The 26,847-nt window shown below is 50.2% G+C and carries 23 protein-coding genes and 1 tRNA gene; 7 read left to right on the top strand and 17 right to left on the bottom strand.

Annotation, left to right across the window (positions count from 1 at the left end; genetic code table 11):
• Nucleotides 1–40 precede the first annotated feature (40 nt).
• Complete coding sequence (locus HMPREF0044_RS00505; protein ID WP_006546132.1) at nucleotides 41–1,309, bottom strand: cation:proton antiporter; 1,269 nt, start codon at nucleotides 1,307–1,309, stop codon at nucleotides 41–43.
• Nucleotides 1,309–2,499: a methyltransferase domain-containing protein gene (locus tag HMPREF0044_RS00500; protein ID WP_006546131.1), complete on the bottom strand. Its 1,191-nt coding sequence runs from the start codon at nucleotides 2,497–2,499 to the stop codon at nucleotides 1,309–1,311. Before HMPREF0044_RS00500 ends, HMPREF0044_RS00505 begins: the two co-directional genes overlap by 1 nt.
• 82 nt (nucleotides 2,500–2,581) lie before the next feature.
• On the opposite strand from HMPREF0044_RS00500, the gene HMPREF0044_RS00495 reads away from it, so the two are divergent.
• Both HMPREF0044_RS00495 and rarD read left to right on the top strand, forming a co-directional pair.
• Nucleotides 2,582–2,655 (top strand) — tRNA-Pro (locus HMPREF0044_RS00495).
• A gap of 78 nt (nucleotides 2,656–2,733) precedes the next feature.
• Nucleotides 2,734–3,669 carry an EamA family transporter RarD gene (gene rarD / locus HMPREF0044_RS00490; RefSeq protein ID WP_006546130.1) on the top strand — a complete coding sequence of 312 codons (936 nt, stop codon included), beginning with the start codon at nucleotides 2,734–2,736 and terminating at the stop codon, nucleotides 3,667–3,669.
• A 125-nt stretch (nucleotides 3,670–3,794) separates the two neighbouring features.
• Here the strand turns inward: rarD and trhO are convergent, their stop codons facing one another.
• From trhO to HMPREF0044_RS00475, 3 genes are all read right to left on the bottom strand, one after another.
• Nucleotides 3,795–4,694 carry an oxygen-dependent tRNA uridine(34) hydroxylase TrhO gene (trhO, locus tag HMPREF0044_RS00485; RefSeq protein ID WP_006546129.1) on the bottom strand — a complete coding sequence of 300 codons (900 nt, stop codon included), beginning with the start codon at nucleotides 4,692–4,694 and terminating at the stop codon, nucleotides 3,795–3,797.
• 66 nt (nucleotides 4,695–4,760) lie between these two features.
• Complete coding sequence (der, locus tag HMPREF0044_RS00480) at nucleotides 4,761–6,944, bottom strand: bifunctional cytidylate kinase/GTPase Der (RefSeq protein ID WP_006546128.1); 2,184 nt, start codon at nucleotides 6,942–6,944, stop codon at nucleotides 4,761–4,763.
• A gap of 30 nt (nucleotides 6,945–6,974) precedes the next feature.
• Entirely contained in the window at nucleotides 6,975–7,721 is a 747-nt protein-coding gene (locus tag HMPREF0044_RS00475) for a pseudouridine synthase (protein WP_006546127.1), read from the bottom strand.
• Between the two features lie 353 nt (nucleotides 7,722–8,074).
• On the opposite strand from HMPREF0044_RS00475, the gene HMPREF0044_RS00470 reads away from it, so the two are divergent.
• Complete coding sequence (locus HMPREF0044_RS00470; RefSeq protein ID WP_006546125.1) at nucleotides 8,075–8,410, top strand: hypothetical protein; 336 nt, start codon at nucleotides 8,075–8,077, stop codon at nucleotides 8,408–8,410.
• A gap of 147 nt (nucleotides 8,411–8,557) precedes the next feature.
• Here HMPREF0044_RS00470 and HMPREF0044_RS00465 read toward each other — a convergent pair whose 3' ends face one another.
• Nucleotides 8,558–9,430, bottom strand: coding sequence for a ParA family protein (locus HMPREF0044_RS00465; RefSeq protein ID WP_006546124.1), 873 nt, complete (start codon nucleotides 9,428–9,430; stop codon nucleotides 8,558–8,560).
• On the bottom strand, nucleotides 9,427–10,380 hold the full coding sequence (locus HMPREF0044_RS00460) for a tyrosine recombinase (protein ID WP_006546123.1): 954 nt from the start codon (nucleotides 10,378–10,380) through the stop codon (nucleotides 9,427–9,429). The genes HMPREF0044_RS00465 and HMPREF0044_RS00460 overlap by 4 nt, the downstream gene beginning before the upstream one ends.
• Nucleotides 10,381–10,425: 45 nt before the next feature.
• Between HMPREF0044_RS00460 and tkt the strand changes: the two genes are divergently transcribed.
• Nucleotides 10,426–12,513: a transketolase gene (gene tkt, locus HMPREF0044_RS00455; protein WP_006546122.1), complete on the top strand. Its 2,088-nt coding sequence runs from the start codon at nucleotides 10,426–10,428 to the stop codon at nucleotides 12,511–12,513.
• A gap of 85 nt (nucleotides 12,514–12,598) precedes the next feature.
• Here tkt and HMPREF0044_RS00450 read toward each other — a convergent pair whose 3' ends face one another.
• The gene (locus HMPREF0044_RS00450) at nucleotides 12,599–14,356 is read right to left on the bottom strand and encodes a helicase HerA-like domain-containing protein (RefSeq protein ID WP_006546121.1); all 1,758 of its coding nucleotides are present in this window, start codon (nucleotides 14,354–14,356) and stop codon (nucleotides 12,599–12,601) included.
• 219 nt (nucleotides 14,357–14,575) lie between these two features.
• On the opposite strand from HMPREF0044_RS00450, the gene zwf reads away from it, so the two are divergent.
• The 3 genes from zwf to pgl are packed head-to-tail and all read left to right on the top strand — an operon-like array spanning nucleotide 14,576 to nucleotide 17,732.
• Entirely contained in the window at nucleotides 14,576–16,057 is a 1,482-nt protein-coding gene (gene zwf / locus HMPREF0044_RS00445; protein WP_050754325.1) for a glucose-6-phosphate dehydrogenase, read from the top strand.
• Nucleotides 16,054–16,959: a glucose-6-phosphate dehydrogenase assembly protein OpcA gene (locus HMPREF0044_RS00440; RefSeq protein WP_006546119.1), complete on the top strand. Its 906-nt coding sequence runs from the start codon at nucleotides 16,054–16,056 to the stop codon at nucleotides 16,957–16,959. The genes zwf and HMPREF0044_RS00440 overlap by 4 nt, the downstream gene beginning before the upstream one ends.
• Nucleotides 16,950–17,732 carry a 6-phosphogluconolactonase gene (gene pgl / locus HMPREF0044_RS07740; protein ID WP_006546118.1) on the top strand — a complete coding sequence of 261 codons (783 nt, stop codon included), beginning with the start codon at nucleotides 16,950–16,952 and terminating at the stop codon, nucleotides 17,730–17,732. Before HMPREF0044_RS00440 ends, pgl begins: the two co-directional genes overlap by 10 nt.
• Before the next feature lie 54 nt (nucleotides 17,733–17,786).
• Here pgl and HMPREF0044_RS00430 read toward each other — a convergent pair whose 3' ends face one another.
• The 9 genes from HMPREF0044_RS00430 to uvrC form a co-directional block, all read right to left on the bottom strand.
• Nucleotides 17,787–18,074 carry an RNA polymerase-binding protein RbpA gene (locus HMPREF0044_RS00430; RefSeq protein ID WP_006546117.1) on the bottom strand — a complete coding sequence of 96 codons (288 nt, stop codon included), beginning with the start codon at nucleotides 18,072–18,074 and terminating at the stop codon, nucleotides 17,787–17,789.
• Nucleotides 18,075–18,077: 3 nt separating this feature from the next.
• On the bottom strand, nucleotides 18,078–18,323 hold the full coding sequence (secG, locus tag HMPREF0044_RS00425; RefSeq protein WP_006546116.1) for a preprotein translocase subunit SecG: 246 nt from the start codon (nucleotides 18,321–18,323) through the stop codon (nucleotides 18,078–18,080).
• 168 nt (nucleotides 18,324–18,491) lie between these two features.
• Nucleotides 18,492–19,268 (bottom strand): triose-phosphate isomerase, encoded by a 777-nt coding sequence (tpiA, locus tag HMPREF0044_RS00420; protein ID WP_040312552.1) that lies wholly within the window; start codon nucleotides 19,266–19,268, stop codon nucleotides 18,492–18,494.
• 3 nt (nucleotides 19,269–19,271) lie between these two features.
• Nucleotides 19,272–20,462, bottom strand: coding sequence for a phosphoglycerate kinase (locus HMPREF0044_RS00415; protein ID WP_040312583.1), 1,191 nt, complete (start codon nucleotides 20,460–20,462; stop codon nucleotides 19,272–19,274).
• Nucleotides 20,463–20,583: 121 nt separating this feature from the next.
• Nucleotides 20,584–21,588 carry a type I glyceraldehyde-3-phosphate dehydrogenase gene (gene gap / locus HMPREF0044_RS00410; protein ID WP_006546113.1) on the bottom strand — a complete coding sequence of 335 codons (1,005 nt, stop codon included), beginning with the start codon at nucleotides 21,586–21,588 and terminating at the stop codon, nucleotides 20,584–20,586.
• A gap of 207 nt (nucleotides 21,589–21,795) precedes the next feature.
• The gene (gene whiA / locus HMPREF0044_RS00405; RefSeq protein ID WP_006546112.1) at nucleotides 21,796–22,779 is read right to left on the bottom strand and encodes a DNA-binding protein WhiA; all 984 of its coding nucleotides are present in this window, start codon (nucleotides 22,777–22,779) and stop codon (nucleotides 21,796–21,798) included.
• 86 nt (nucleotides 22,780–22,865) lie between these two features.
• On the bottom strand, nucleotides 22,866–23,879 hold the full coding sequence (locus HMPREF0044_RS00400; protein WP_006546111.1) for a gluconeogenesis factor YvcK family protein: 1,014 nt from the start codon (nucleotides 23,877–23,879) through the stop codon (nucleotides 22,866–22,868).
• A complete protein-coding gene (gene rapZ, locus HMPREF0044_RS00395) occupies nucleotides 23,879–24,844 on the bottom strand; it encodes an RNase adapter RapZ (protein WP_006546110.1) in 966 nt (321 codons plus the stop codon). The genes HMPREF0044_RS00400 and rapZ overlap by 1 nt, the downstream gene beginning before the upstream one ends.
• Complete coding sequence (gene uvrC, locus HMPREF0044_RS00390; RefSeq protein ID WP_006546109.1) at nucleotides 24,841–26,844, bottom strand: excinuclease ABC subunit UvrC; 2,004 nt, start codon at nucleotides 26,842–26,844, stop codon at nucleotides 24,841–24,843. The genes rapZ and uvrC overlap by 4 nt, the downstream gene beginning before the upstream one ends.
• Between the last annotated feature and the right edge of the window lie 3 nt (nucleotides 26,845–26,847).

The raw sequence follows: 26,847 nt of genomic DNA, 5'->3' as shown, positions 1-26,847 counted from the left end.
AGTTTATAAGATTTCTACTTGGTTCTGCCTAGGCATGAGGTTAGCGTTTACGGATTTTGCGTTTTGCAGCGTTGGTGTTTTGTACTGGTCGGCTGGAGCGGAAGCGACGCAGTCGCTCTGACATGCGATCGATTGGATGTGCATCTGCTGCCTTATATGAGATAGAGGCAAGCAAAGGCATTAATAGTACAGAAAGCGCTCCTCCGGCAATCAGGATTGAAGCTACTCGTGGCCCCATAGTGCCAGTTTCCGTTGCCACGTGTGTAACTGCCACGATTATCGGTAGCGATGTGGTGGAATACAGGGCGACAGTAAGACGATCTCGGGAAGTGTAGCTCTCTGCGTCTTCGGTGAAGTAGGTAGAGAAGTAAACTGGCACGGCACGAGCTGCCAAAAGACCGAAGACAACGAGGATAAGCGCAAATGGGGCTTCCAGGACTGCACCAACATTAATAGAAGCCCCGGAAGTGATGAAGAACAGTGGAATGAGGAAACCGAAAGCTAAACCATCAAGCTTTTGTTCAAGTTCTTCACGGCCAGCTGGGTTGGCGATCCGAATAATGAAGCCTGCCGCGAAGGCCCCTAAGACAACGTCGAGGTCAAAGACATAGGCTAAGAGAACGAGGCTAACCATTACCATTACGGTGACGCGCACCGTGGTTTGCGCAGTGGTTTCCGACTTTAAGTGAATTAATTCAACGAGTTTTGAACCAGCTGCGCGTGCTTTCACCGGAATAATCGCCATCACGATTGATACCGCAAAAAAGAGAGCAAGAATCAGCACAGTCTCCCATGGCGAGCGGACAGAGAGAAGCAATGCCATAGCGAGGATTGGTCCAAGTTCACCAAAGGTTCCATGCGCCAGAACGTCAAGCCCAACGTTGGTTTTGATTAATCCTCGTTCTTTCAGGATTGGAATGAGCGTACCTAAAGCGGTTGCTGAGAAAGCAATAGCGAGGGCAAACTGTTCGATGTAACCACTCGTATTCGGAATGATAAGAGCCATAGTAAAAGCGATAGCAAAGGTTGCTAGCCAGCCGATTAAGGCAGCTTTACCACGCTTACCTTTAAGCTCTTTTACTTCAATCTCGTATCCGGCAAGTAGGAATAAGAAAGCCAATCCCAATTCCGTAAGCAACTTGATTGAATCAGATAGTTCGATGAATCCCAGTACGTAGGGTCCTGCCAACATCCCCATTACGACTAGCAGGACGGTTTCCGGAATGATTCGTTTAGGAATTACATAAGCCAACAGTGGTGCTAAAACAGAAATCACTGAGACTACGAAAAGTGAACTAAACTCCGTCATTAAACAGTTTTCCTCTCAGCATTCCCCTGCGGCTCTTTAACCAATAAAACCATTACTTCAGCATGGTCTGTGCCGGGGAACATATCAAAAACGCGCGCACGCGTAGCCTTATAGCTTCCCAACAGTTCCATATCCTTAGCCAGAGATACCGGGTTACAGGATGAATAAATGATGACTCGCGCTTGCGACTCGTTAATCCAGTTAGCAAGCTCGACACCGATCCCGCGACGTGGTGGATTTACGACAATCATGTCACGGCGTGTAAGCTGCAGACCGCCCTCGGAAATAGAAAAACTCGTTGCGTCCGCAGCGTAAAAATCCACGTTTTCCAAACCAGAAGCAACCGCCCCCCGCTTGGCTGCTGCAATCGCCGGTGCGGAAAGCTCCACCCCCGTTACCGCGCGGCAAGTAGCAGCTAAAAATAATGCAAAACCACCGACGCCACAGAATAAATCCACTGCGCGGTCAGGTTTCAAAGCAATTGCCCAACGCTGCGCCTGCTGATACATAGCATGCGCAATAAAAGTATTCGTCTGGAAGAAGGAACGTGGCAACAGCTGTAACTTTACACGTCCCAATTGGAAAGGTAAGTAATCACCGTAAAGCGAGATTTCCTCCGGTCCCTCGGTTAGTGCGACATGTTCAGCTAAAATATTCGCACTCACCACAGCAATTTCAGGAAATTCTTCCTGCATTACGGAAACGAAATTACGCAGGCGCGATACCCACCTGTGAGAGCGTAGTACCCAACGTACTAAAAACTGCCCGTCAGGAGATTCCGTTACCAGAATATATTTAAGCTCTCCCCTACGTTCCTTCACTGAATACGGGCTAATTCCCAGCTCCCTAATCCAACGTTGAAAAGTCTTCAAGAAGTCACGCATATGCTGGGAGTAAAGCGGACACTCAGTTAAATCCTGCCCCGCGTAGTCACTCCCCAGGATTCCTAGCATCGCGTTAGCGGCGGATCCTGTGACCACCATTTTTGCTTTATTACGGAACCCAACAGAAGCTGATTCTTGCGTAGGTAACCAGGCATCTTCTGCAATCATAGGTAGTAAGGATTTAACTCGTGCGGTTTTCTCAGCCACCTGCTGCTCGTAGGGAACTTCAATCTGTGGGCAGGACAAGCACTGCTGGGCAGCATAGTAGGAACATAGTTGAGGCGACTCAGAAACCTGGTTAAACATAGTTAAATACTAACAAAGCTCCCCTTTTGATTCGCATTAAGCCCGCTTCTTAAGCTAAACTTAAAATGTTGTCTAACAACACCGGGCTGTGGCGCAGTTTGGTAGCGCACTTGACTGGGGGTCAAGGGGTCGCAGGTTCAAATCCTGTCAGTCCGACCGATTATGCCTAAATAATTTAAGTCAGATACGAACTTCGTAATCTGACTTTTTTCACGAATACAGTAAGGTAATCTCTTGAACCGTCGTGGGCTCAGCGTCTCAATCCTCTCATCCCTCACCTTCGCCGTATTCGCGTTGGTCGCTGCCCTGCTGGCTCCCCTAAACGGCATCCAGATCTGGGGATGGCGGATTCTCATGTCAGTTCCCGGTATCCTCTTAGCAATGCTAGTTGCGAAACGCTTCTACTGGTTCACTGACGAGTTCCGTAGGTTCAAAGCTAATCCCAAACTACTTTTGGTTTATCTCTTTACAGCTCCGATGTTGGCTGCGCAGATGTGGCTCTTCGGTTGGGCACCGCAGCACGGTTATACCCTGCAAGTGTCTCTTGGCTACTTCTTACTTCCCCTAGTAATGGTACTTATTGGCCGCTTTATGTTTAATGAGTCAATGAGTCCCCTGGCCTGGGTTTCTACCATCGTGGCTCTTTCAGCAGTTGCGTTTGAAGCTTATCGCACGGGTGCAGTCGGCTGGGTAGTTCTTTTCATTGCCGTGGGATACCCAGCTTACTTCGTGCTACGTCGAGTAACGAAAACTGATGGTGTGGGAGCACTCACCTGGGAGCTAGTTTTCGCGATTCCGTTTGCGCTTTATTACGCATTTGCTGAGGGCGGATTGTCTAATGCGCTTCATTCAGTGCAGACCACTACCCTGTTGCTAACTTTAGGTGTGCTTTCAATTATTGGCTTAGTAACCTACGTATTGGCTGCTAAATTATTGTCTTATGTTGTTTTCGGTCTGCTTTCCTACCTTGAACCTGCTTTAGTTACGTCGGTTGCGGTACTGCTTGGAGAACGGATTGCGCCTGAGCAGTGGCCAACTTACATTGGCATCTGGACTGCTGTTGCCATTATGGCGGTGGATGGTGTTCTGGCAGCGGTTTCACATCGTCGCCATGCTTTGGGACCAGCTCGTCCGTGGCGTCGCCGTCGCGGCCCGCGTGCAGACGTTTAATCCGATAAGAAACCAGCTTTTCATATCTATAAACGTAGCTTGCGCCTTATTCCACACAAACTCTGAGGGCGGTGCCGGCACTTTTAGATGCTAACACCGCCCTCGGAAAATTAATGCGCTAAAGCTTACGCATCCACTTTCGCGTGCTCTGCACAGCTTACTGACTCGCAGTTTTCGCAGCACAGCAGGCGCTTACGACAAGCCGGATCAGTGCAGTTCGCCAACAGGTTAGTTGGAGCGCCACAACCGTCACAAGTGGAAAGTACCTTCGCACCAGGAGCAAAATCCATTACTTCGCGACCGTCGAAAATAGCCAGGGAGCCTTCCCAGTAACCGTCATTGCCAAATGCTTCACCGTAACGGACGATACCACCATCAATCTGGTAAATATCCTTAAAGCCACGCTTCTTCATCATGGCAGAAAGCAACTCACAGCGAATACCACCGGTACAGTAGGTTACTACTGGCTTATCTTTAATTTCATCGTACTTGCCGGACTCAATTTCGCGAATGAAATCGTGGCTAGTAGTAACGTCTGGGATAATCGCATTCTTGAAACGACCGATACGAGCTTCCCATGCGTTACGGCCGTCGAAGAATACTACTTCATCACCCTTTTCCTCCAGCAACTTATGTAGTTCAGCTGGCTTCAAATGGACGCCACCATCAACCACACCGTTTTCGTCAACGGTTACGTCGTCAGGGGCTCCGAAAGACACGATCTCGTCACGTACTTTCACGGAAAGGCGTGGGAAGTCCAGGCTCATACCGTTTTCGTCCAGACCAGTACCTTCACTCCACTTGAAATCAATGTCGCGGAATGCTGGGTATTCACGGGTCTTCTTGCGGTACATCTTAACAGCGTCCAAGTCGCCACCAACAGTACCATTCAAACCGTGCTTGGAAACGAGGATACGACCGCGCAGTCCCAGGCTCTCACACAAATCACGCTGCCAGAGGCGGATTGCTTCTGGATCAGGAATCGGTGCGAAAGCGTAGTAGAGAAGCACTTTTGGAATAGCCATTAAGCTCTCCTTAAATCCAATAGTAAGTTTTTATGCTACGTCTTTAAGTTTATCCCGTTTCAGGTACTACTTGCGACGCTTTTCACGAACGCGCACGCTAATCTGGATTGGCGTGCCGTGGAAACCAAAGTCTTCACGCAGACGACGTTCAATAAAACGACGGTATGCAGGGTCAAGGAATCCAGTAGTGAAGATAACGAAGCGTGGTGGTTTAGTAGAAGCCTGCGTAGCAAACAGGATACGAGGCTGCTTACCACCGCGTACTGGGTGAGGCTTAGCTGCTACCAGTTCTCCCAGGAAAGAGTTCAAACGACCAGTGGAAATACGAGTTTCCCACCCTGCTAAGGCTTCATCCATCGCTCGGACAATACGGTTAGTATGCCAACCAGTCTTAGCAGAAAGATTGATGCGAGACGCCCACTGAATCTGTTTTAGTTCACGCTCATGTTCAAACTTCAGCTGTTCACGGCGGTCTTCATCAACTAAATCCCACTTGTTGTTAATAATCACTACAGCGCGGCCCGCATCAATCGCTGCCTGCACCACACGCACGTCCTGTTCGGTCATTTTTTCAGAAGCGTCAAGCAGTACCAGTGCCAGCTCAGCCTTTTCCAAGGCAGCCTGAGTACGAATAGACGCATAGTAGTCAGCACCGGTGGTGCGATGCATCTTACGGCGTACGCCCGCGGTATCAACAAACCACCAGGGACGGCCATCAATTTCAATAAGTTCATCGACTGGATCACGCGTGGTGCCCGCCAGGTCGTTAACTACCACGCGGTCAGAACCCGCGAGTTGGTTAAGCAAAGATGACTTACCTACGTTTGGACGACCAATCAGCGCGATACGACGTGGTCCGTCTTTCGGCATGGACTGAGCAACAGATGATTCTAAAGGCAGAATTTCCATTGCTTTATCCAGGAGGTCACCGGCACCACGACCGTGCAATGCGGAAACTGGGAAAGGTTCTCCTAAGCCCAGCGACCATAGGTACGCTGCATCAGCTTCCTGGTTGGCAGAGTCAACTTTATTGGCGGCCAGGAGGATTGGCTTGTTAGAGCGGCGTAGCACGCGGACTAATTGTTCGTCGGTATGGGTGGCACCAACAGTTGCATCTACTACGAAAATAACTGCGTCAGCCATTTCGATAGCGATTTCTGCCTGATCAGCAACGGACTTATCCAAGCCCTTAACATCCATTTCCCAGCCACCAGTGTCAACCAGGGTGAAGTCACGCCCTGCCCATTGAGCTGGGTAGGAAACGCGGTCACGAGTTACCCCAGGCGTATCCTGTACCACCGCAGCGCGGCGTTCCAAAATACGGTTTACCAGCGTGGACTTACCCACGTTGGGACGACCGATGATTGCCAGAACTGGCAAACCAGCCTGGTCTTCTTCATCAAAGTAGTCTTCATAGTCACCAGACAGTAAGGCTTCGTCTTCATCGGTCAGGTCGTAATCAGCCAAGGCATTGCGCATTGTCCGGGTGCGTGCGTCGGCTTCCTCAGCTTCAGCTTCCTTACGATACAGTGTGGTTGCAACCAGCTGGAATACAATCTCCATGGTTTCTTCCACAGTTTGTACGGAAGTATCAAGAAGTACTACCCCATCTGCTGCGGTAGTGAAGTTTACAACCGTAGAGTCTTTGGCATCGCGGTCAAGAACCTGAGCTTTGGTTGCTTCGATGGCTTCTGCAGTAACTTCTTCATTTAGCTGGGCTGCGCGACGTGCTAAACGCGCATCTGAAGATGCGGTGAGCAGAATCCGCAGGTCAGCGTCTGGTGCGACTACGGTTGTGATATCGCGTCCTTCTGCAACCATGCCGGAACCTGCACGCACTGCTTTTTCGATAATCTCGCGCTGTAGGCGACGCATGGTGTCACGTACCGCTAAGTTAGTAGCAATTGCAGAGACGTTTTCTGAGATTTCAGTGGTGCGGATAGCATCGGTAACGTCGGTTGAACCTACGTAAACGCGCGTGTCTTGCGGATCGTTGCCCATGAGTAGTGGGAATGAGTCTGCTGCACCAGCAGCAGCGTCGTAGTCATCTACTGGAAGGCCTTGATCTAGGCAGTACCAGGTGAGCGCGCGGTACATTGCGCCGGTATCTAGGTAGCCAATACCGAGTTCGTCTGCTAGGCGACGTGAGATGGTGGACTTTCCGGATCCAGATGGGCCGTCAATGGCAACTGAAAGACCGTTTTCAGCTAACAGCTGCTTTAGTTTTGGTAGGTGTTCTTGGTAGCTCATTTTTTCCTCAACTTAGCTAGTTATTAACTGTTACAGGTTTACCGCACGGTAGAGTTCCTGCAGTACTGGACCTTCGATACGACGGGTTACGCCGGAGTGTAGGCGTCCAATGTGGACTGGTCCGAACTGGGTACGAACTAGTTCGATAACTGGGAAACCGACGTGGTCCATGATACGACGCACAATGCGGTTACGACCTTCGTGCAGGGTTAGCTGTACGAGGGTCATTTCACCGTAGTGGTCGGTGATTTGGAAGTCTTCTACCTTTACTGGACCGTCTTCAAGGGTGATGCCTCGGGCTAGTTTACGTCCCAACCCGCGAGGTACTTCACCGTGTACGGTTGCTACATAGGTTTTAGGTACTTCCCATGATGGGTGCATGAGGCGGTGTGAGAGTTCCCCGTCGTTGGTGAGCAGAATCAGACCGGCGGTGTCGGTATCCAAGCGTCCGACGTGGTAGAGGCGTTGGTTGTACTGTTCTACGAATTCTGCGAGGCAAGGACGACCGTCTGGGTCATCCATGGTGGAAACTACACCAGCTGGCTTGTTAAGAGCGATGGTGAGGGACTTGGTGTCCAGCATGATTTGGTTGCCGTCTACGTGGATGGTTTGCACGCTTGGGTCTACGCGGATTCCGAGGGTGCGCACGATATTGCCATCAACTTTTACGCGGCCGGAAATGATGAGTTTTTCAGCGTGGCGGCGGGATGCGACTCCTGCTTGGGAGATTACTTTTTGGAGGCGTACGCCGTCTTCTACGTGTGGATCGTTTCGCATTCTTTTCCTTCTATTTTTCGAGGGCGAATTTTCGTTTCTTTTCGTTAGGCGGAATTACTTTTAATTCGCCTCTTGCTGAGGTGTGTAATGCGCATTGTTTGCTGAATCGGAATGTTGCATCGATTCTTCAAAGTGAAACCCGCGTGGGTTAAGACTGGCTTTTACTTGGTTTGCCAGGAAATGCTGCATGTTGACCTCCCGTCAATATCTTGATCTCTTTAAGAATACGGGAGATGCTAGCGTTTTTCTATGTTTTATGGCGGTTTTGTTAAGCTGAGTGCGTCACAGTAGAGGAGCTAGGAAATCATATAGTTTTTCTGCTTCTATCATAAAGAGGCATATAATTAGGGTTTATGAATACTGAAAATACTCAAAAGCCTTTTGGCAAGGTTATTGCTGTTTTAGCTGTTGTAGCTGTTCTTATTGTTGGCGGTATTTTTGCTGCAACTAAGTTCTTAGGTGCAAGCGCTCAGCTTGATCCAGTGCGCTGTGAAGAAGCTAAGGTTCGTTTTGACCGCGTAGTTGCGGGTAATGCCTGCTACCCCGAACTGGGAACCTCTACTACTCACATTGAAAATGACATCGCTATGTTCTGCGGCGCAGATGTTGCTACTAAGCTGAAGTCTGAAACCGATGCAATGACCGACGCTGATAAAGCTATGCTTTGCGAAAAGTCTCAGCAGAAGTAAACTCCAAAATAACTGCTTTTGGGCTCCCGCGTTTACTACCGCGGGAGCCCAAAACTTTATGCAAAGAATATTTTAAATATCGCGCGAGTTACGATTCGCACGCAGAGGAAACGCGGGAATCTAAATTCGCACGCAAAAACTTAGGAATTATGCAGCGTCGCCACGGGCAATCACTTCACGAGCCAAACGACGGTAAGCCTCTGCGCCAGCGTGGGTTGGAGCATAAGTTGTAATTGGTTCAGTCGCAACAGAAGCATCAGGGAACTTAACCGTACGACGAATCTGCGTGTCATAAACCTTCTCGCCAAAAGCCTGGTACAGACGTTCCAAGACTTCCCGTGAATGCAGTGTACGAGTGTCAACCATGGTTGCCAAAATACCATCAATCTTCAAACGCGGGTTCAAGCGATCTGCAACCATATCAATGGTGTCTACCAAAAGCGCTACACCACGCAGAGCAAAGTATTCAGCTTCCAGGGGAATCATCACACCATGAGCAGCCGTTAATGCATTAACTGTCAACAACCCCAAAGATGGCTGGCAATCAACGAAAATAACGTCATAATCATCCAAAATTGGACGCAACACGCGAGTTAAAGCCTGCTCACGTGCTACCTCATTCACAAGCTGCACTTCCGCCGCAGAAAGATCAATATTTGCAGGAATAATATGCAGGTTAGGAACCTGGGTCTCCACAATCGCATCGTGTACATCAACCTTAGATGACAGCAACAGATTATAAATCGTTAAATCTAGCTCCTGAGTGTTCACACCCAAACCAGCAGACGCAGCACCCTGCGGGTCAAAGTCAATAATCAGAACTTTACGACCGTATTCAGCTAGAGAAGCAGCCAGATTAATAGTAGTGGTAGTTTTACCCACACCACCCTTCTGGTTACACATAGCAATAATGCGTGCTGGACCATGGGTTTCCAAAGGCTGTGGAACTGGAAATTGATCATCACGACCACCCTTAGGTGGCACTGGCATTAAATCTAACTGTACGTCACTCACACTCATAGGTTAGCACGAGGATGAGTAAGGGCATGGACTTCACGGAGCGTATTCATTGATACCTTTGTATAAATCTGTGTAGTCGTAACAGACGCATGACCTAACAGTTCCTGCACGTCACGAATCGACGCACCGCCCTCCAGCAAATGCGTTGCGAAAGAATGCCGCAACGAGTGTGGCGAAACCTCGCTCACGCACCCGGCTGCCACCGCCGTCTGAGAAATAATCTCCCACGCACTCTGCCGGCTCAACGACAAGCCCCGTTTATTTAAAAACAACGGATGCCCCGCCACCCGCGTCTTTGCTTTCCCTAAAAGTAACGGGCGACCTAACAGCAAATAATCCTCCAACGCCTGAACTGCAAAACTTCCTAAAGGAACCAAACGTTCTTTACGCCCCTTTCCAAATAACTTCACATGCGGAAACTCCCCTGCCAAATACAAGTCATCCGGGCTTAAATTCATAACCTCCGTGATACGTGCCCCAGTGCCATACAGTAGTTCAATCAACGCCACATCGCGTAACCCCACTGGCCCCGGACGCTGACCAGCCACCTCCAACATCGCAGCAATCTCTTCCAAAGAAATAGCCTTAGGCAGGTGCTTACCCAGTTTCTTCTGCTGTACTTCGGCTGCCGGATCTGCACTTAATATATCTTCAGAAACCGCATAACGAAATAAAGCCCGAATAGACGCCCGCGCCCGCGCAATCGAAGCCGCGGACAACCCCGGTTTACCCGCAAAACCTAAAGAAAGTTGCGTTAAATGAGCGTCAATCGCAACGGTATCAACCTGCGCAAGTGGAGTATCAGCAATCCCCCGCTCAACAAGAAAACGCTCCAAATCACGCCGATAACCCGCCACAGTATGTGCAGAAGCCCCTTTTTCCACCGTGAGATAGTCCAAGAAACCATTCAACACATCCGATGAAGTTCCATTCGCCCTATATTTCGACATATTATGTAGTGTAAGGCTTTTTTCGATTTAGGGGTTTGAATCAAAATGACTTTGACTTGGAATGACTTAGACACTCGCGCAGTCGTAACTGCAAAAGTACTTGCAGCCGACGCCGTAGAAAACGCGGGTTCAGGTCACCCGGGTGCCGCCATCTCACTCGCACCAGCCGCATATTTACTCTTCCAACGTCACTTGAAACTTGATCCGCAGGACCCAACCTGGGTGGGGCGCGACCGCTTCGTACTTTCCGCAGGGCACTCTTCCATCACCCAGTACGTATCGCTTTACCTTGCCGGTGCAGGCCTGGAACTTGATGATCTCAAGCAGTTCCGTACATTCGGCTCCCTCACCCCAGGTCACCCAGAGTACGGACACACTGACTTCGTTGAAATCACCACCGGCCCACTGGGTTCTGGTATTTCCTCTGCAGTCGGCATGGCAATGGCTGCTCGCCGTCAACGTGGCATGTTCGATGCTGACGCATCAGCCGGCACTTCCCCATTCGACCATAATGTCTACGTCCTCGCCGGCGACGGCTGTATGCAAGAAGGCATGACTGCGGAAGCCTGTTCTCTGGCTGGTTCACAAGAACTCGGTAACCTCATCGTCATCTGGGACGATAACCACATCTCCATTGAAGACGACACTAACATCACGTTCTCTGAAGACGTGCTGGCACGTTTTGCAGCCTACGGGTGGCACACTCAGCGCGTCGACTGGCTCAACGGCTCCGAATACAACGAGGACGTTCATGCTCTGGACGCTGCAATTGAAAATGCGAAGGCTGAAACTGGTCGCCCATCCCTAATCGCTCTGCGTACTATTATCGGTTGGCCAACCCCTAAGAAGCAAAACACTGGTGGCATCCACGGTGCAGTTTTGGGTAACGAAGCACTAACTGGGCTGAAAGAAGCCCTGGGTGTATCAACCGAGGGGCTTTTCAACGTTGATTTAGAAGCGGTTGCGCATGCTCGAGCAAATGTTGCTGCTCGCGGTGAAGCTTTGCGTTCCGAATGGGATGAGCGTTTCGTCGCCTGGCAGGAAGCTCACCCAGCTGAGTTCGCACTCTTTGAACGCCTTTTTGCTAAAGAACTGCCTGCTGGCTGGGAAGAAGCTCTGCCAGTATTTGAAGAAGGTAAGTCGATTGCTACGCGTGCGGCTTCCGGCACCGTGCTGAATGCTCTTGCACCGCTAATGCCAGAGTTGTGGGGCGGTTCTGCAGACCTAGCCGGATCCAACAACACTTTACTTAAGGGCGAAAAGTCATTCATCCCAGCGGCACGTGCTTCCAAGGTCTTTGAAGCCTCCCCTTATGGTCGTAACCTGCACTTCGGTGTGCGTGAACACGCAATGGGCGCGATTATGAATGGTATTGCGTTGGAAGGCTTCACTCGCATTTATGGTGCTACTTTCTTCGTATTCTCTGACTACATGCGTGGTGCGGTACGTCTGGCGGCGCTGATGGATTTGCCAGTTACCTACGTATGGACTCACGACTCCATTGGGGTTGGCGAAGATGGTCCTACTCACCAGCCAGTTGAACATCTCACTTCTTACCGTGCGATTCCGAACCTTGCGATGGTTCGCCCAGCAGATGCTGCTGAAACGGCTGAAGCTTGGAAGCAGACTTTGCTTAACCAGCATCCTGTAGCGTTGATTCTCACCCGCCAGAATGTTCCTAACCCAGTTCGTTGCCAGGCTGAAGTTGTTCCTGCAGGTGAACTTGCGCCAGCATCTGGTTTGGCTCGGGGCGGTTATGTTCTGCGTGATTGTGAAGGTACTGCTGACATTATTCTCATGGCGTCCGGTTCCGAAGTTCAGTTCGCTTTGGAAGCTTCCGAGATTCTTTCTTCCGAGGGCGTTAAGGTGCGTGTAGTTTCCATGCCATGTATGGAATGGTTTGATGCTCAGGACGCTGAGTACCGTGAGTCTGTACTGCCAGTAGCAGTAACTAAGCGTGTCTCCATCGAAGCTGGTTTATCAATGCCATGGCTAAAGTACTTGGGTGGCGAAGGCAAGGCTGTTTCTATTGAGTCTTTCGGTGCAGTTGGTTCACCTGATCAGCTGTTTGGCCACTTCGGTATCACTACTGAGAATCTAGTTGCTACTGCTAAGGAAGTTTTAGCTCACTGATTCCACTCAGTTAGTTATTAACGTATATATGGTTGTTCCCCCGCTAGCCTTTAGCGGGGGAACAACCATATTAACTAACTAATTTTTAACGACGGCGTCGGGTACCGAACAGGGTTCGCGAAATTTCTCTACCTAGTTGAGTTCCCAAAGACCTCATCGTAGATTTCAGCATGCCTGCCCCAAAGTCCAGCATTTCATCTGCAAGGGTAGGTTCAGGCTTAGGCTGTCGTTTAGACTTTTTTGGTTCAGTAGGAAAACCAAGTTGATCCCAGGAAGGCTCAGACGTCTGATAGCCTGTACCTCCTGGGTAACCGGTACCACCCGGGTATCCGGTGCCCCCTGGATAACCAGTGCCTCCGGGATACCCAGGGTACTGTGCGTAGTCGCTAGGCTGCGGATACGGAAGCTGCGCTGAACCCGGCGGTGGATAAGCACTCTGAGAATCAGGGGCCTCCACAGCAGCAACCGGAGCCTGCGTTAGCTTCTCAAACGCTGAGAACGGATCAACTTCGGTCTGATATTTCGGTAGCAAAACGCTCGCCCCAAGGACAGTTGCTGGACCGCCCTCCGGAAGTGGTCCCATAATCCCACGTGGCGCGAATAACCTAGTTGGGGCAACCGGAAGTGGCGCACCTTTCTCACTCAATACGGTAACCACAGCCTCGCCAGTCCCTAAAGTCGTTAAAACTTCATCCAAAGGCAAATCAGTCAGTGGGAAAGATTCAACCGTTTCTTTCAAATCAGCCACGTCCTTAGGCGTATAAGCCCGCAAACCATGTACAATCCGAGAACCCAACTGTCCCAGCACCTCCGCTGGAATATCTTGCGGGGACTGAGTAATAAAGAAGATCCCCACCCCCTTAGACCGAATCAGTTTAACCGTTTGCACTACTTGGTCAAGGAAAGCTGGAGAAGCATTCTTAAACAATAAATGCGCCTCATCAAAGAAAAATACCAGCTTCGGTTTATCCAAATCGCCAGCTTCGGGCAAAGTCTCAAACAAATCAGCCAACAACCACATAATCAATGAAGACACAATGGCTGGCTGACGCAGGATCCCATCAATCGCCAGGACTGAAACTACCCCATTTCCATTAGCGTCCGTGCGGAATAAATCTGCTGTGTCGAAAGCTGGGGTGCCGAAGAAATCGTCACCACCCTGGCTTTGCAAAACCGTTGCGGCACGTAAAATCACACCTGCAGTCGCGGTAGAAACCCCACCAATTTTCTTTAGCTCTTCCTTGCCTTCTTCAGTTAGATACTGAACTACCGCTTTCAAATCCTGCAGATCTACCAGTGCCAGTCCCTGCTGGTCTGCCCAGGCGAAAAGAATCTGCAAGGCTTGTTCCTGAGTCGTATTTAAACCCAGAATCTTTGCTAAAAGAAGTGGACCAATATCAGAAAGCGTAGTGCGCACTGGAACATGAGAAGCCGGCGCCCCAGCAGGAATCTCTCCTAGCCCCAGCATTTCAATTGGGAATGCCCTACCCTCCCACGCCTGACCGATCCCCTGCGTGCGCGTTAGAAGTTTTTCTGAGGGCTGTCCGGCTGCGCCGATGCCAGTTAAATCCCCTTTTACGTCAGTAACCAGCACAGGTACACCCGATGCTGAAAGATTTTCCGCAATCAGCTGCAACGTACGGGTTTTACCGGTACCGGTAGCCCCCGCGATCAAACCATGCCGGTTGAGAATGTTTAGAGGGATCGCCACCCGGTGATCAGCGTGTGCGCCAGCTGGTTCTACTACTACGCCCAGATTTAGCACATTTTCACTGGGGTATGCGGTTTTAATACTTTCAAGGGTTTTTGCAGATACGGTCCAACCGTGGGAAGTTTCACTCATGGTTTTAGTTTACCGGCAGGCATTGATTTTCCGCAGTAGAACACAGAAAAACGCTTGTTACCGGCGCATCCTGCGACGGAGACATAAGGCGGGTTTTTCCGTAGAATGAATATAGAAAAGATCTTTTGAATGTAATCGAGGCTATTTTTGAAACCCCAACAGACTCTTGCGCTGTCTCCATCTGGTTATGCGTCACTACATGATGCACGTGACCGGCGTATGCCCCTGATTGCGCCTCCTTGCGGGCTGGTAATCTTTGGTATCACCGGTGATTTAGCTCGTAAAAAGCTGGTTCCCGCACTCTATGATTTAGCGAATCGCGGTCTTTTGCATCCTGCTTTCGCGTTGACAGGTTTTGCACGGCGTGACTGGACTCCTGCACAGTTCGAGGATTTCATTCTTGATTCCATTAAGAATCATGCGCGTACTCCTTGGGATGAGCATACGTGGGAACAGTTCCGTGCCGGCTTACGTTTCGTTTCCGGTACTTTCGATGACGAGGGCGCATTCGACAAACTAGCCGAAACTGTTACGGAACTTGACCAGACTCGTGGTACGGGTGGAAACCACGCATTTTATCTTTCCATTCCGCCTGACTCTTTCCCTAAGGTTGTCTCTCAACTTGCCCGTTCTGGGTTAAACACCGATCAGACTGATAGTTTCCGCCGCGTAATTATTGAAAAACCTTTTGGCGATAATCTGGAAACGGCGCAGCAACTTGCAGGAATTCTTTCCCAGGTGTTTGCTGAAAAGGATACTTTCCGGATTGACCACTACTTGGGCAAGGAAACTGTTCAGAACATTTTAGCAATGCGTTTCTCAAACATTATGTTTGAGCCACTTTGGAACTCAAACTACGTAGATCATGTACAGATCACCATGGCGGAAGACATCGGAATCGGTACACGCGCCGGTTATTATGACGGTATTGGTTCAGCTAAAGACGTAATGCAGAATCACCTTCTGCAGCTCTTAGCTTTGACGGCGATGGAAGAGCCGGTTACTTTTGATGAACGCGACCTTCGCATTGAAAAAGAGAAGGTCCTGGCTGCCCTGCGTTTACCTGCAGATTTAGCTTCTTCTACCGCAATCGGTCAGTACACTAGCGGGTGGCAAGGTGGCGAAGTTGTTAAAGGCTACTTGGAGGAAGACAATATTCCGTCCGACTCGCGTACTGACACTTTTGCTGCGGTGAAGCTCTACGTTGATACTCGCCGTTGGGCGGGGGTCCCCTTCTATTTACGTACCGGAAAGCGCTTGGGCAAACGCGTCACTGAGATTGCAGTGGTATTTAAGCGTGCAGCACATATTCCATTTGATAAGGCGGCTACTCAGGAACTAGGCAATAATGCCCTGGTGTTCCGTGTACAACCCGATGAGGGCATCACTTTGCGTTTTGGTTCTAAAGTTCCAGGTTCTGGAATGCAAGTTCGTGACGTTTCGATGGATTTTGGCTACGGTCATGCTTTTACTGAGGACTCACCTTTGGCTTATGAACGTTTACTTTTGGATGCTTTAGCAGGGAATTCTCCCCTGTTCCCAGGTCAAAAAGAAGTTGAGTTGTCTTGGAAGATTATGGATCCTATTTTTAACTATTGGGCTGCCGAGGTAAGTCCAGCTCCGTATCGTCCTGGTACTTGGGGTCCAGAAACTGCTCATGAGATGTTAGAACGCGGCGGTCGTTACTGGAGGATTCCGTGAAAGAGCTTTTTGAAAACACTACTTCAGCGACCATTGCGAAGCGCTTAGCAGAGTTAACTGAAGAGTCAGCGCTTCCAGCTACGGGGAAGGTACTTAATATGATTGCGGTAGTTTCTTCGCATGCTGAGGTTTCTGAAGCTATTGATCTCTGTGCTGCTGCTTCTGCGGAGCATCCTTGTCGGGTGCTGGTGGTTGTTTCCACTGAGCATGATGTTTGTTCAGGTTTACGCGCGGAGCTCCATTATGGTCCTGAGATGGGTGCTTCTGACGTAATCGTGTTGGATGCAGCTTCATGTGCTCCGGATAGTTTGGATACCTTGGTGATTCCTTTGCTGGCTGCGGATACACCGGTTGTGACTTTCTGGCCGTTTTCAGCTCCGGCGGCACCAGCATTACATCCGCTGGGGCGGATTGCTTCGCGTCGTATTACGGATTCGCGTCAGTCTGCTACACCGTTTGAGTTCTTGCGTCAGTTAGCTGGCGCGTATAAACCGGGTGATACTGATTTGTCCTGGGGGGCGGTTACTCTTTGGCGTGGTTTGCTGGCTGCGATGGTTGATGAAGCCCAAACTGCACAGTTCGATACTGTTCGAGTTGTTGGTAATCCAGCGCACCCTGCTCCTTATTTGTTGGCGAAGTGGTTGCAGCTTAAGTTGGGGGTGGAGATTGAGTTCATTGAAGCTCCTGTTAAAACTTTAGAATCTGTAGCTTTATTAAATGGCGCTAAGGTTTATGAGATTTATCGTGAGGATGAATCTTCGGTAGCTGTTTTGCGTCGTCCTGGTTTAGTGGATACTAAGGTTAATCTGCCGCGTCGTCAACTCCATGATTCTTTGATGGAGGATTTACGTTTGTTGGATGAAGACCAACTCTACAGTGAGGTTTTGGCTCTGTGTTTGTAGATTCTGATTTGCGGGTTTATCCGAATGTGAATGAGCTTTACGCTAAAGTGGCGAAGGCTTTCATTCAGAAGATTTCTGAGTTGTCACAGCAGCGTTCTCGGATTCAGTTGGGGGTTTCGGGTGGTTCTGTGGCGATGAAACTGCTACCGAAGATTGCGCAGCTGTTGGAGGCTCATCCAGAGATTATGGATGCTTGGGTGCCTATTCATGTGTGGCTAGTTGATGAGCGTCATGTTGAGTTGGATTCCCCTGAGCGTACTTCGAGTATTGTGCGCCGGGAGTTAGTGGATAAGTTCCCGATTTTTACTTTGCATGATGCGCCGGTTCCTTCAGAGGTGCCTGACCCGTTTTCTGCTGCTGCGATTTATGCGCAGAAGCTTTCTGATGTTTTTACACCTTCGCAGGTCGGTGATGACGTGGTTTTGTTAAAGGCGCGAACTATTTGCTTAGATTTCGCTTTGCTTGGTTTGGGTCCAGATGGGCATTTTGCGTCACTATTCCCTTCCCATGAGACTCTTTACGAGGGCGGTTTGATGACTGCTGAAACTGAGTCCCCTAAGCCTCCTGCGCAGCGAATCACCATGACTTTAGAGTTGTTGCGTCGTACGCGTGTGTCTTGGTTCATTGTGTCGGGTGCTGATAAAGCGGTGGTGTTGTCTCATGCTGTACATGGTGCTGACTACCGTGAGGTTCCTGCGTCTGTAATGAATCAGGTGGGCACTATCTGGTGGTGTGATGCGCCTGCTGCTAGTAAGGTTAATGGCATCGTTTAAACCGCGTATTTGAACGTTTCTGGTGCAGGTATTAACAGCGTAATACTTTGGTGTTTAGGGCTGTTCAGAACGAAGTTTCTTTAAGGCTGTAGCTAAGATTTCTTCAGACTCACGTTTAGTGCGCCGTTGTTGAAAGGCAGTTTGGTGGCTTTTAGTGAAGCTTCGCCCAGGATTTTCTACGCTCTTAAGTGTGTCTGAAGTTTCGCGGTTGCGTGTGGCTGGTTGGAAGCAAGTCGTACATTCCCAGGTTTGTGGTACGTCGAGGATAGCTTCCGCAGAAAAAATAACGCGCGTGAGGTGATCACGCGCGCAATAGTATTCGACAGCTGCCGAGTTCTCCATTAATCAGCTTACGAATTTGGAGAGAACACCAATAGCGACGATTACGGTTGCCCAAACTACTAGGGTTCCGATAGTAATAACGTTTAGGTTATGTTCAGCTACGCCAGAGGAACCTGCTGCCTGAGTGAGACCGCCACCGAACATATCAGAGACGCCGCCACCCTTACCTTTGTGCATGAGCACAGTGAGGATTAGGAACAGGCTAGAGATTACCAGCAGGACGTAGAGGAAAATCAAAAGTGCGTTCACGCGCCTTTTCCCTTCAAATATAGCTACCTCGGCAAAAACTTACCTAACCCTTTAAGTTTATAGGACTTAGACAAATTATTACAGTTCAAGCTATTTTCGGCGTTTTTAGCGTTCAAAATAACATTGGGTGGGGATACTAAGTATTCCCACCCAATGTTATTTCAGTTATCAGGCGTCGAAGCGTGCAATCTTGGAGAATTCAACTGCTTCGAGGGATGCGCCACCAACCAGTGCGCCGTCAACGTCTTCCTTAGCCATAATGTCAGCTACGTTGGAGGACTTTACGGAGCCACCGTACAGGATGCGGGTTGCAGCAGCGGTATCTGCATCGTAAAGTTCGCCGATGCGTACGCGGATTGCTGCACAAACTTCCTGTGCGTCTTCTGGGGTTGCTACTTCACCGGTGCCGATTGCCCAGATTGGTTCGTAGGCGATTACGGACTTAGCAACTTCTTCAGCAGAGAAGCCTTCCAGACCGCCATCAATCTGCTTGAGTACGTGTGCTACGTGTTCGCCAGCCTTACGTACTTCCAGGCCTTCACCACAGCAGATGATTGGGGTCATGCCGTTGTCGAGAGCTACGCGTGCCTTGGTGTTTACCTTCTTGTCGCATTCATTGTGGTATTCGCGACGTTCGGAGTGACCAACTACGATGTAGGATACGCCCAGCTTCTTGAGCATGGTTGCGGAGACTTCACCGGTGTATGCACCCTTTTCGTGTACAGATACGTCCTGTGCACCGTACTTGATGCCCATTTCGTCGCCTTCAACCAGCGTCTGTACAGAGCGGATATCGGTGAATGGTGGGATTACAACAACTTCAGTCTTGGTGTAGTCGAAGTTTGCGTCGGTCAGTTCCTGGTGCAGACCCTGAACCAAGTGGATTGCCTCCAGGTGGTCCATGTTCATCTTCCAGTTACCTGCCATAAGTGGGGTACGTGCCATTTTTCAGCCCTCCAGAACTGCGATGCCTGGCAGAGTCTTACCTTCGAGGAGTTCGAGGGAAGCTCCACCACCGGTGGAAATGTGAGAGAAGGTTGCTTCGTCGAAGCCCAGCAAACGAACTGCTGCAGCAGAGTCTCCGCCGCCAACGACGGAGAAGCATTCGCCTTCAGACAGTGCGGCTGCAACTGCCTTAGTGCCGTTTGCGAAGTTTTCAAATTCGAATACGCCCATTGGACCGTTCCATGCAACGGTCTTAGAGCCTGCAATCTTTGCTGCGTAGAGCGCCTGGGATTCTGGACCGATGTCCAGACCCATCTGATCTGCTGGGATTGCATCTGCGGCTACTACGGTTGGAGTAGCGTCCTTAGCAAACTCTGGTGCTACAACTACGTCTACTGGAAGTACCAGGTCTACGCCCTTTTCTGCTGCTTCAGCGATGTAGCCCTTTACAGTCTCAACCTGATCTTCTTCCAGTAGCGACTTACCAACTTCGTAGCCCTGTGCCTTCAGGAAAGTGAATGCCATGCCACCGCCGATTAGCAGAATATCTGCCTTGGACAGGAGGTTTGCGATTACGCCAAGCTTGTCGGAAACCTTGGAGCCGCCCAGCACTACAGCGTATGGGCGTTCTGGGTTGTCAGTTGCCTTACGCAGGGATTCGATTTCTTTCAGTACCAGCAGACCGGAGGCGGATGGGAGCTTCTTAGCTACGTCATATACGGAAGCCTGCTTGCGGTGGACTACGCCGAAGCCATCGGATACGAATGCATCAGCGAGTTCTGCCAGTTCTGCAGCCATTTCTTCGCGTTCTGCATCTACCTTAGAGGTTTCGCGTGGATCGAAGCGAACGTTTTCGAGTAGCAGGATTTCACCTTCGTTAAGTGCTGCTGCCAGTTCGCGTGCGGATTCGCCAGTAATGTCCTTTGCCAGGGATACTGGAACGTCTACCAGTTCGCCCAGGCGGGTTGCTACTGGAGCCAGGCTGAATTCTGGCTTTACTTCGCCCTTTGGTCGACCCAGGTGAGCCATGATGATTACCTTTGCACCAGCTTCGATGAGCTTGGTCAGGGTTGGCAGTGCTGCACGGATACGGCCGTCATCGGTGATAACGCCTTCCTTCAATGGAACGTTAAAGTCGGAACGTACCAGTACGCGCTTGCCCTTTAGGTCGCCCAGGCTTTCAATAATGCGCAACATTAGTTTTCTCCTCTTAGATCTGTTGAGATCTTACAGTATAGAAAGATTTAAGCAATGACGCCCGCGCACGCCGGAGCATGCGCGGGCGTCATTTATACGCTCTTAGATGCGTTTAATCTCAGAGACGCTCGCCAACGTAAACGGTGAGGTCTACCAGACGGTTGGAATAGCCCCATTCGTTGTCGTACCAGGAAACAACCTTAACCTGGTTGCCAATAACCTTGGTCAGTGGTGCGTCGAAGATGGAGGACAGTGGGTCGGTGGTGATGTCGGTGGATACCAAGTAACCATCGGAGTAGCCCAGGATGCCCTTCAGTTCGCCTTCTGCAGCTTCCTTCATTGCAGCGTTAACAGCTTCAACGGAAACTTCGGACTTTGCGGTGAAGGTCAGGTCGGTTACGGAACCGGTTGGGGTTGGAACGCGCAGTGCGTAGCCATCCAGCTTGCCCTTCAGCTGTGGCAGTACGAGTGCAACTGCCTTTGCAGCACCGGTGGTGGTTGGAACGATGTTCAGAGCTGCTGCACGTGCACGGCGCAGGTCAGAGTGTGGAGCATCGTGCAGACGCTGGTCGCCAGTGTATGCGTGGATGGTGGTCATCAGACCCATTTCGATGCCGAACTTTTCGTCCAGTACCTTTGCCATTGGAGCCAAGCAGTTGGTGGTGCAGGAAGCGTTGGAGATGATGGTGTGCTTTTCTGCATCGTAGTCGGTGTGGTTTACACCAACAACGAAGGTTGCATCTTCGTTCTTTGCTGGAGCAGAGATGATAACCTTCTTTGCGCCACCTTCGATGTGTGCCTTTGCCTTGTTAGCATCGGTGAAGAAACCGGTGGATTCGATTACGATGTCAGCGCCCAGTTCGCCCCACTTGATGTTTGCAGGATCGCGTTCTGCCAGAGCTGCGATGCGCTTGCCACCAACGGTGATGGATTCTTCGTCGTAGGTAACTTCCAGGTCCAGCTTGCCGAGGATGGAGTCCCACTTCAGCAGGTGAGCCAGGGTTTCGTTATCAGTAAGGTCGTTTACAGCTACGATTTCTACGTCAGCGCCCTGTTCGAGAACTGCACGGAAGAAGTTACGGCCAATACGGCCGAAGCCGTTAATACCGACGCGGATGGTCACAATGTCCTCCTGTAATGCTTCTTAGCATTGTCGTCTATTGATTAGCTGAATGCCTCGGAAATGAGGTATTCAGACCGCAGATTGGCTGCGGTTCCAGCACCTCCTAATTTACACTGTTTGGAGATTTTTAGCAGGGTCTGATGACCTATATAAAACGTTAGTACATAACTTTTCCCCTGTTTTCAAGGAAAACAGGGGAAAATATTTCTAGGATTCTTCAAGCATATCCAGTGTGATAGCCGTCTCGGTATCCGGCAGTCCTTGCTCAGAAGCAACTTTATCCGCTAACGCAAGTAATCTGCGGATCCGCCCTGCCACTGCGTCTTTAGTTAGTTGCGGGTCAGAAAGTTTACCCAGTTCTTCTAATGACGCTTGCTTGTACTGCAAACGAAGCTGTCCAGCTTCATACAAATGTGCTGGTACATCATCACCCAAAATCTCAAACGCGCGTTGGACGCGTGCGCCCGCAGCTACCGCCGCACGAGCTGAACGACGTAAGTTTGCGTCATCAAAGTTAGCCAGACGGTTAGCATTTCCACGGGCTTCCCGCCGAATACGTCGAGAATTCCAAATATCTAGGGTTTCCGTAGCGCCGAGTTTTTCCAGAATTAACGAAATTGCGTCAACGTCTTTTACAACCACGCGGTGTGCGGAACGCACTTCCTTAACTCTCGCAGTAGCACCAATACGACGCGCTACCCCAACTAGAGCCAACGCAGCTTCCGGGCCCGGAGCCGTCAGTTCCATAGATGAGGACCTTCCTGGTTCTAAAAGTGAACCGCGTGCTAAGAAAGCTCCGCGCCAGGCGGCAAGTGACTCGGCTTCACCAGCAGCCACAATTTCTGGTGGTAAGCCACGCACCGGGCGACCTTTCTGGTCTACTAAACCTGTGAGGCGCGCTAGTTGATCAGCCTTTTCAACAACCCGTACAACATAGCGGTCGCCTTTTTTCAAAGCCCCACCAGAGACGACCACTACGGAAGTTGAAACTGAATAGAGTTTCGTCAAAAATGCGCGCAAACGGGTTGCTGCCTGCTTCGAATCCAGCTCAGCTTCAATCACAATTCGTCCCGAAACCAGGTGTAATCCACCAGCGAAACGAAGCATTGTGGCGATTTCAGCATTCATCTGGGAAGCGGTTGCCACTGGTTGTGTAACCAGTTCTTTCTTCAAACCCGCGGTAAGCGCCATAATAGCCTTTCCAACAAAACTTATCGTGCCTTAAAAACTTTAACCCCTGGCGTTTAAAAATGCCCGGTAGTTTTCACTAAAGTGAGCTATGCCAACCAATTTTCCGGAGAATTAACTTCTCCGAGTACCCCGTCAAAGGCATCGCGCAAAGCAGCCGCTAAACGCAGTGGATCATGCAATCCGCTTTTCGCCCCAATGCACACTTGGCGAAGTAGGAGCCTAGCACCAAGTTCTCGGGCTGCATCTTCTAACTCGTCAATGTCATCAACCATTGAGGGGTCGGCAATCACTACGTCTAATGCAAATGCTGGTGCATATTTCTTTAATACCCGAACGTGATCAGCTGCAGAAAGTGAATCGGTCTCTCCCGCTTGCTCGGTGAGGTTGAGAATCAGCGCACGTCGCGCCGGAGTACTAACCAACGCATCATGGAGTTCTTTTACCAGTAGGTGCGGAAGGACCGAGGTGTACCAGGAGCCGGGTCCCAACACTACCCATTCAGCTTCCGCAATACATTGTTTTACTTCGGTTGGAACGGGTGGATTCTGCGGCATGATACGAATATCTGCAACATTACCTGGAGCAGTTGCTACATTCACCTGTCCCCGATAAGTTTGTATTTCCCCGCCCTCGCGAGGCACCACATCCGCTTCGATTTCCAACGGAACAGACGCCATTGGCAGCACGCGACCGTGTGCGCCTAGCAAGCGCCCCACCCAATCCAGGCCTTTGACTTCATCACCCAGCAACTGCCAAAGTGCAACAATCAAGAGATTCCCGAGGGCGTGATTATCCAGCTCACCGTCAGTGCAAAAACGATGCTGCATAACATCACGCCAGGTGAGACCCCATTCTGAATCATCACAAAGCGATGCTAAAGCCATCCGTAAATCGCCTGGAGGTAATACTTCCATTTCTGTACGCAATCGCCCGGAAGAGCCGCCGTCATCAGCAACTGTAACTACAGCTGTGAGTTGGTGGGTAATATGTTTAAGCGCACGCAGGGTGGCTGATAAACCGTGTCCCCCACCAAAAGCGACAACTTTAGTGCCGGCTTCGCCGCGCATTGGCCAGCCTTCTTTATCTAGCATCGCCGTCATTATTCACGCCCCAAATCTCGGTGGATAACCCGTACTGGGAAACCTTTTTCACGTAGGCGCGTCGCAATTAGCTCAGTATTAGCAACTGACCGGTGTTTACCTCCGGTACATCCAATTGCAATGGTTACAAACGGTTTTAGCTCAGAAAGGTACCCTGCCAGCATGGGTGCCAGTAAGTCCGCATAGTTTTTCGCAAATTCACGAGCCCCCGGCTGATCTAGCACGTATTTTGCAACGGCTTCATCACGCCCCGTCAAGTGACGCAGCTCAGAAACCCAGTATGGATTCTTCAGGAATCGCACGTCTAACACGTGATCAGCATCCAGCGGAATCCCGTACTTAAATCCAAAAGACATTACCGTTAGTTTCAGTGCTCGATCAGTATCACCAGCTACTACATCACGCATGTGGCGGGTTAAGTCGTGCACGCTCATATTCGTAGTGTTTACGATTTCATCGGCGCGCTGACGCAGTGGTGCCAGCATCTGCTTTTCTTTACGGATACCATCCAGAATACGACCGTCTTCTTGCAACGGATGCGGGCGACGATTGGACTCATAACGACGGACGAGTGCCGGCTCATCAGCTTCTAGGTAAATGAGTCGGTACTGAATATTTTCAGCTCCGAGTTTTGCCAGTACCGCTTGGAAGTCGTGGAAGAAATCACGTGAGCGCACATCAACAACAGCTGCTAGGCGGTGTACGCCTCCCCCATCGGCAGTCATCATGCCGGCCAATGCGGGAAGTAACGCAGGTGGCAGATTATCTACCACGTACCAATCCAAATCTTCCAAAGCCATGGAAGCGCGGGTACGCCCAGCACCGGACATGCCAGTGATAATCAGCATTTCTGGCCCCTTATTATCGGGGAGTTTACTGATGGCATCCAGAATAGGAATGCCAGCTGGAACAGTCGGCGGGTTGTTATCCGCTAGTTCTGGGTTAGTGTCTGCATTAAAGTTCATGTATCTAGTTTGCCAGGTTCAGGGTGAAAATGACGATAAATGGTGGAAACTAGGGCTGGACCAATACCCGCAACCTCGGAAAGCTCACTTTCAGTAGCTGTTTGAATATGTTTTACCGCTTTGAAATGCGTTAAAAGTGCTTTTTGTTTGCTCGGTCCAACCCCGGGAATATCATCGAGGACGGAACGTAGCATAGTTTTAGAACGCTTCTTACGGTGGGCGGTGATAGCAAATCGGTGGGATTCGTCCCGCAGGTGCTGTAGCAAATACAGTCCCGCAGAGGTACGCGGCAAGATTACGGGATATTCGTCCTCGGGAATCCAAATCTCTTCCAAACGTTTTGCCAAGCCAACGACAGGAATATCAATCCCCATTTCTGCCAGTGTAGCGGCCGCGGCATTTACCTGTGGCAGACCACCGTCTACCACCACTAGGTCTGGGCGGTATGAGAATTTTCGAGGGCGCCCAGTTAGAGGATCCACTGGCCCAGAGGCTAGAAGGTATCCGTCTTCATCCGCTCCTACTGCCCCATTTTCTTCTGCCACTAGACGTTTAAAGCGACGTGTGAGGATTTGGCTCATTGCAGCAGTATCATCTAATGGATGTCCGTCGCTACCTTTATGCACAATGAAAGAACGGTAGTCTTTTTTACGCGGCGCGCCGTCTTCAAAAACCACCATAGAGGCAACCTGGTCAGTGCCTTGCAAGTGGGAAATATCAAAGCATTCAATCCGCAGCGGTGCATGTGCTAAGTCCAGGTATGTGGCTATTTCTTCTAATGCTTGCCCACGTTGTGTCAAATCATTAACTCGTTTTGACTTGTGGTGCCGCAGGGTTTCAGCAGCATTTTTTTGCACAGTTTCTAATAGGGTGCGTTTTTCACCGCGTTGCGGAACTTTAACGGTGGCTTTAATGCCACGTTTTTGGCTGAGCCATTCTTCAACTACTGCTTTTTCGGCGGGTTCAATTGGCACCAATATTTCAGCGGGAATCGCATTGGTAGGTAGATGTTCTAAATCATCTACGGATACTGCGTCGAGTTTTTCCAGGTTGTTAGCGGCGATCGCATCAGCATAAACCTGTTGGAATACGGTGGTGAGGAGCTGTGCATCGGTTTCACCGTATTCATTGTGGAGGACCCACCCACGTACACCGCGAATACGCCCTCCGCGTACATGGAATAGGTAGATTCCGCTTTCGAGTTCGTCTGAGGCAAGTCCAAATACATCCGCATCGGTACCGTCGTTAAAAACAACGGCGTTGCGCTCTAAAACGATTTCTAAAGCTTGTAGGTTATCTCGCAGTTTAGCTGCTTTTTCAAATTCCAGCTCGGCGGCGGCGGCTTTCATTTCGGAGCGTAGTTCACTCAGGTATGGACCGACTTTTCCGGACATAAACTGGCAGAGTTCCGCAACTTTTTCCTTATGCTCTGCAAGGGATATTTTCCCGGTGCAGGGAGCTCCACACTTTTCGATGTAGCCCAGCAAACAGGGACGTCCCTGAGCTTGTGCGCGACGCAGAACCCCGTCTGAACAGGTACGGACTTTAAATACTTTCTGCAGTTGATCTGCTGTATCTCGTAACGCCCATACCTGCGAGTAGGGGCCAAAATAACGAACTTTTTTATTCCGTGCCCCACGCATAACTACCATGCGTGGAATCTCATCTGCGACCGTAACAGCTAAATATGGGTAGGAACGGTCGTCTTTCATCATGACGTTGAAGCGGGGGTCAAACTCTTTAATCCAGTTATATTCCAAGGTAAGGGCTTCAACTTCAGAATTTACAACTGTCCATTGCACGTTACAGGCAGTGAAAACCATTTGCTGCGTGCGTGGATGTAGGTTTGCGGGGTCTTGGAAATAACTCGTTAAACGGTTCCGCAGGTTCTTGGCTTTACCGACGTAAATGACACGCCCCTGCGCATCAGAGAAACGATATACGCCGGGTTGTGTGGGAATATCAGCGGTTTTTGGTCGGTAAGTAATTGGATCTGCCACGCC

The sequence above is a fragment of the Gleimia coleocanis DSM 15436 genome, from assembly GCF_000159015.1.
GTDB lineage: Bacteria > Actinomycetota > Actinomycetes > Actinomycetales > Actinomycetaceae > Gleimia > Gleimia coleocanis.
The sequence above is the reverse complement of the archived record's forward strand: the minus strand, read 5'-3'. Positions and strand labels throughout refer to the sequence as shown.

Excerpts from the sequence above, each read along its gene's own strand:
- HMPREF0044_RS00505 (WP_006546132.1), bottom strand. The coding sequence starts at position 1,309 with ATGACGGAGTTTAGTTCACTTTTCGTAGTCTCAGTGATTTCTGTTTTA.
- HMPREF0044_RS00500 (WP_006546131.1), bottom strand. The coding sequence starts at position 2,499 with ATGTTTAACCAGGTTTCTGAGTCGCCTCAACTATGTTCCTACTATGCT.
- trhO (WP_006546129.1), bottom strand. The coding sequence starts at position 4,694 with ATGGCTATTCCAAAAGTGCTTCTCTACTACGCTTTCGCACCGATTCCT.
- der (WP_006546128.1), bottom strand. The coding sequence starts at position 6,944 with ATGAGCTACCAAGAACACCTACCAAAACTAAAGCAGCTGTTAGCTGAA.
- HMPREF0044_RS00475 (WP_006546127.1), bottom strand. The coding sequence starts at position 7,721 with ATGCGAAACGATCCACACGTAGAAGACGGCGTACGCCTCCAAAAAGTA.
- HMPREF0044_RS00470 (WP_006546125.1), top strand. The coding sequence starts at position 8,075 with ATGAATACTGAAAATACTCAAAAGCCTTTTGGCAAGGTTATTGCTGTT.
- HMPREF0044_RS00465 (WP_006546124.1), bottom strand. The coding sequence starts at position 9,430 with ATGAGTGTGAGTGACGTACAGTTAGATTTAATGCCAGTGCCACCTAAG.
- HMPREF0044_RS00460 (WP_006546123.1), bottom strand. The coding sequence starts at position 10,380 with ATGTCGAAATATAGGGCGAATGGAACTTCATCGGATGTGTTGAATGGT.
- tkt (WP_006546122.1), top strand. The coding sequence starts at position 10,426 with ATGACTTTGACTTGGAATGACTTAGACACTCGCGCAGTCGTAACTGCA.
- HMPREF0044_RS00450 (WP_006546121.1), bottom strand. The coding sequence starts at position 14,356 with ATGAGTGAAACTTCCCACGGTTGGACCGTATCTGCAAAAACCCTTGAA.
- zwf (WP_050754325.1), top strand. The coding sequence starts at position 14,576 with ATGCCCCTGATTGCGCCTCCTTGCGGGCTGGTAATCTTTGGTATCACC.
- HMPREF0044_RS00430 (WP_006546117.1), bottom strand. The coding sequence starts at position 18,074 with ATGGAGAACTCGGCAGCTGTCGAATACTATTGCGCGCGTGATCACCTC.
- tpiA (WP_040312552.1), bottom strand. The coding sequence starts at position 19,268 with ATGGCACGTACCCCACTTATGGCAGGTAACTGGAAGATGAACATGGAC.
- whiA (WP_006546112.1), bottom strand. The coding sequence starts at position 22,779 with ATGGCGCTTACCGCGGGTTTGAAGAAAGAACTGGTTACACAACCAGTG.
- HMPREF0044_RS00400 (WP_006546111.1), bottom strand. The coding sequence starts at position 23,879 with ATGACGGCGATGCTAGATAAAGAAGGCTGGCCAATGCGCGGCGAAGCC.
- rapZ (WP_006546110.1), bottom strand. The coding sequence starts at position 24,844 with ATGAACTTTAATGCAGACACTAACCCAGAACTAGCGGATAACAACCCG.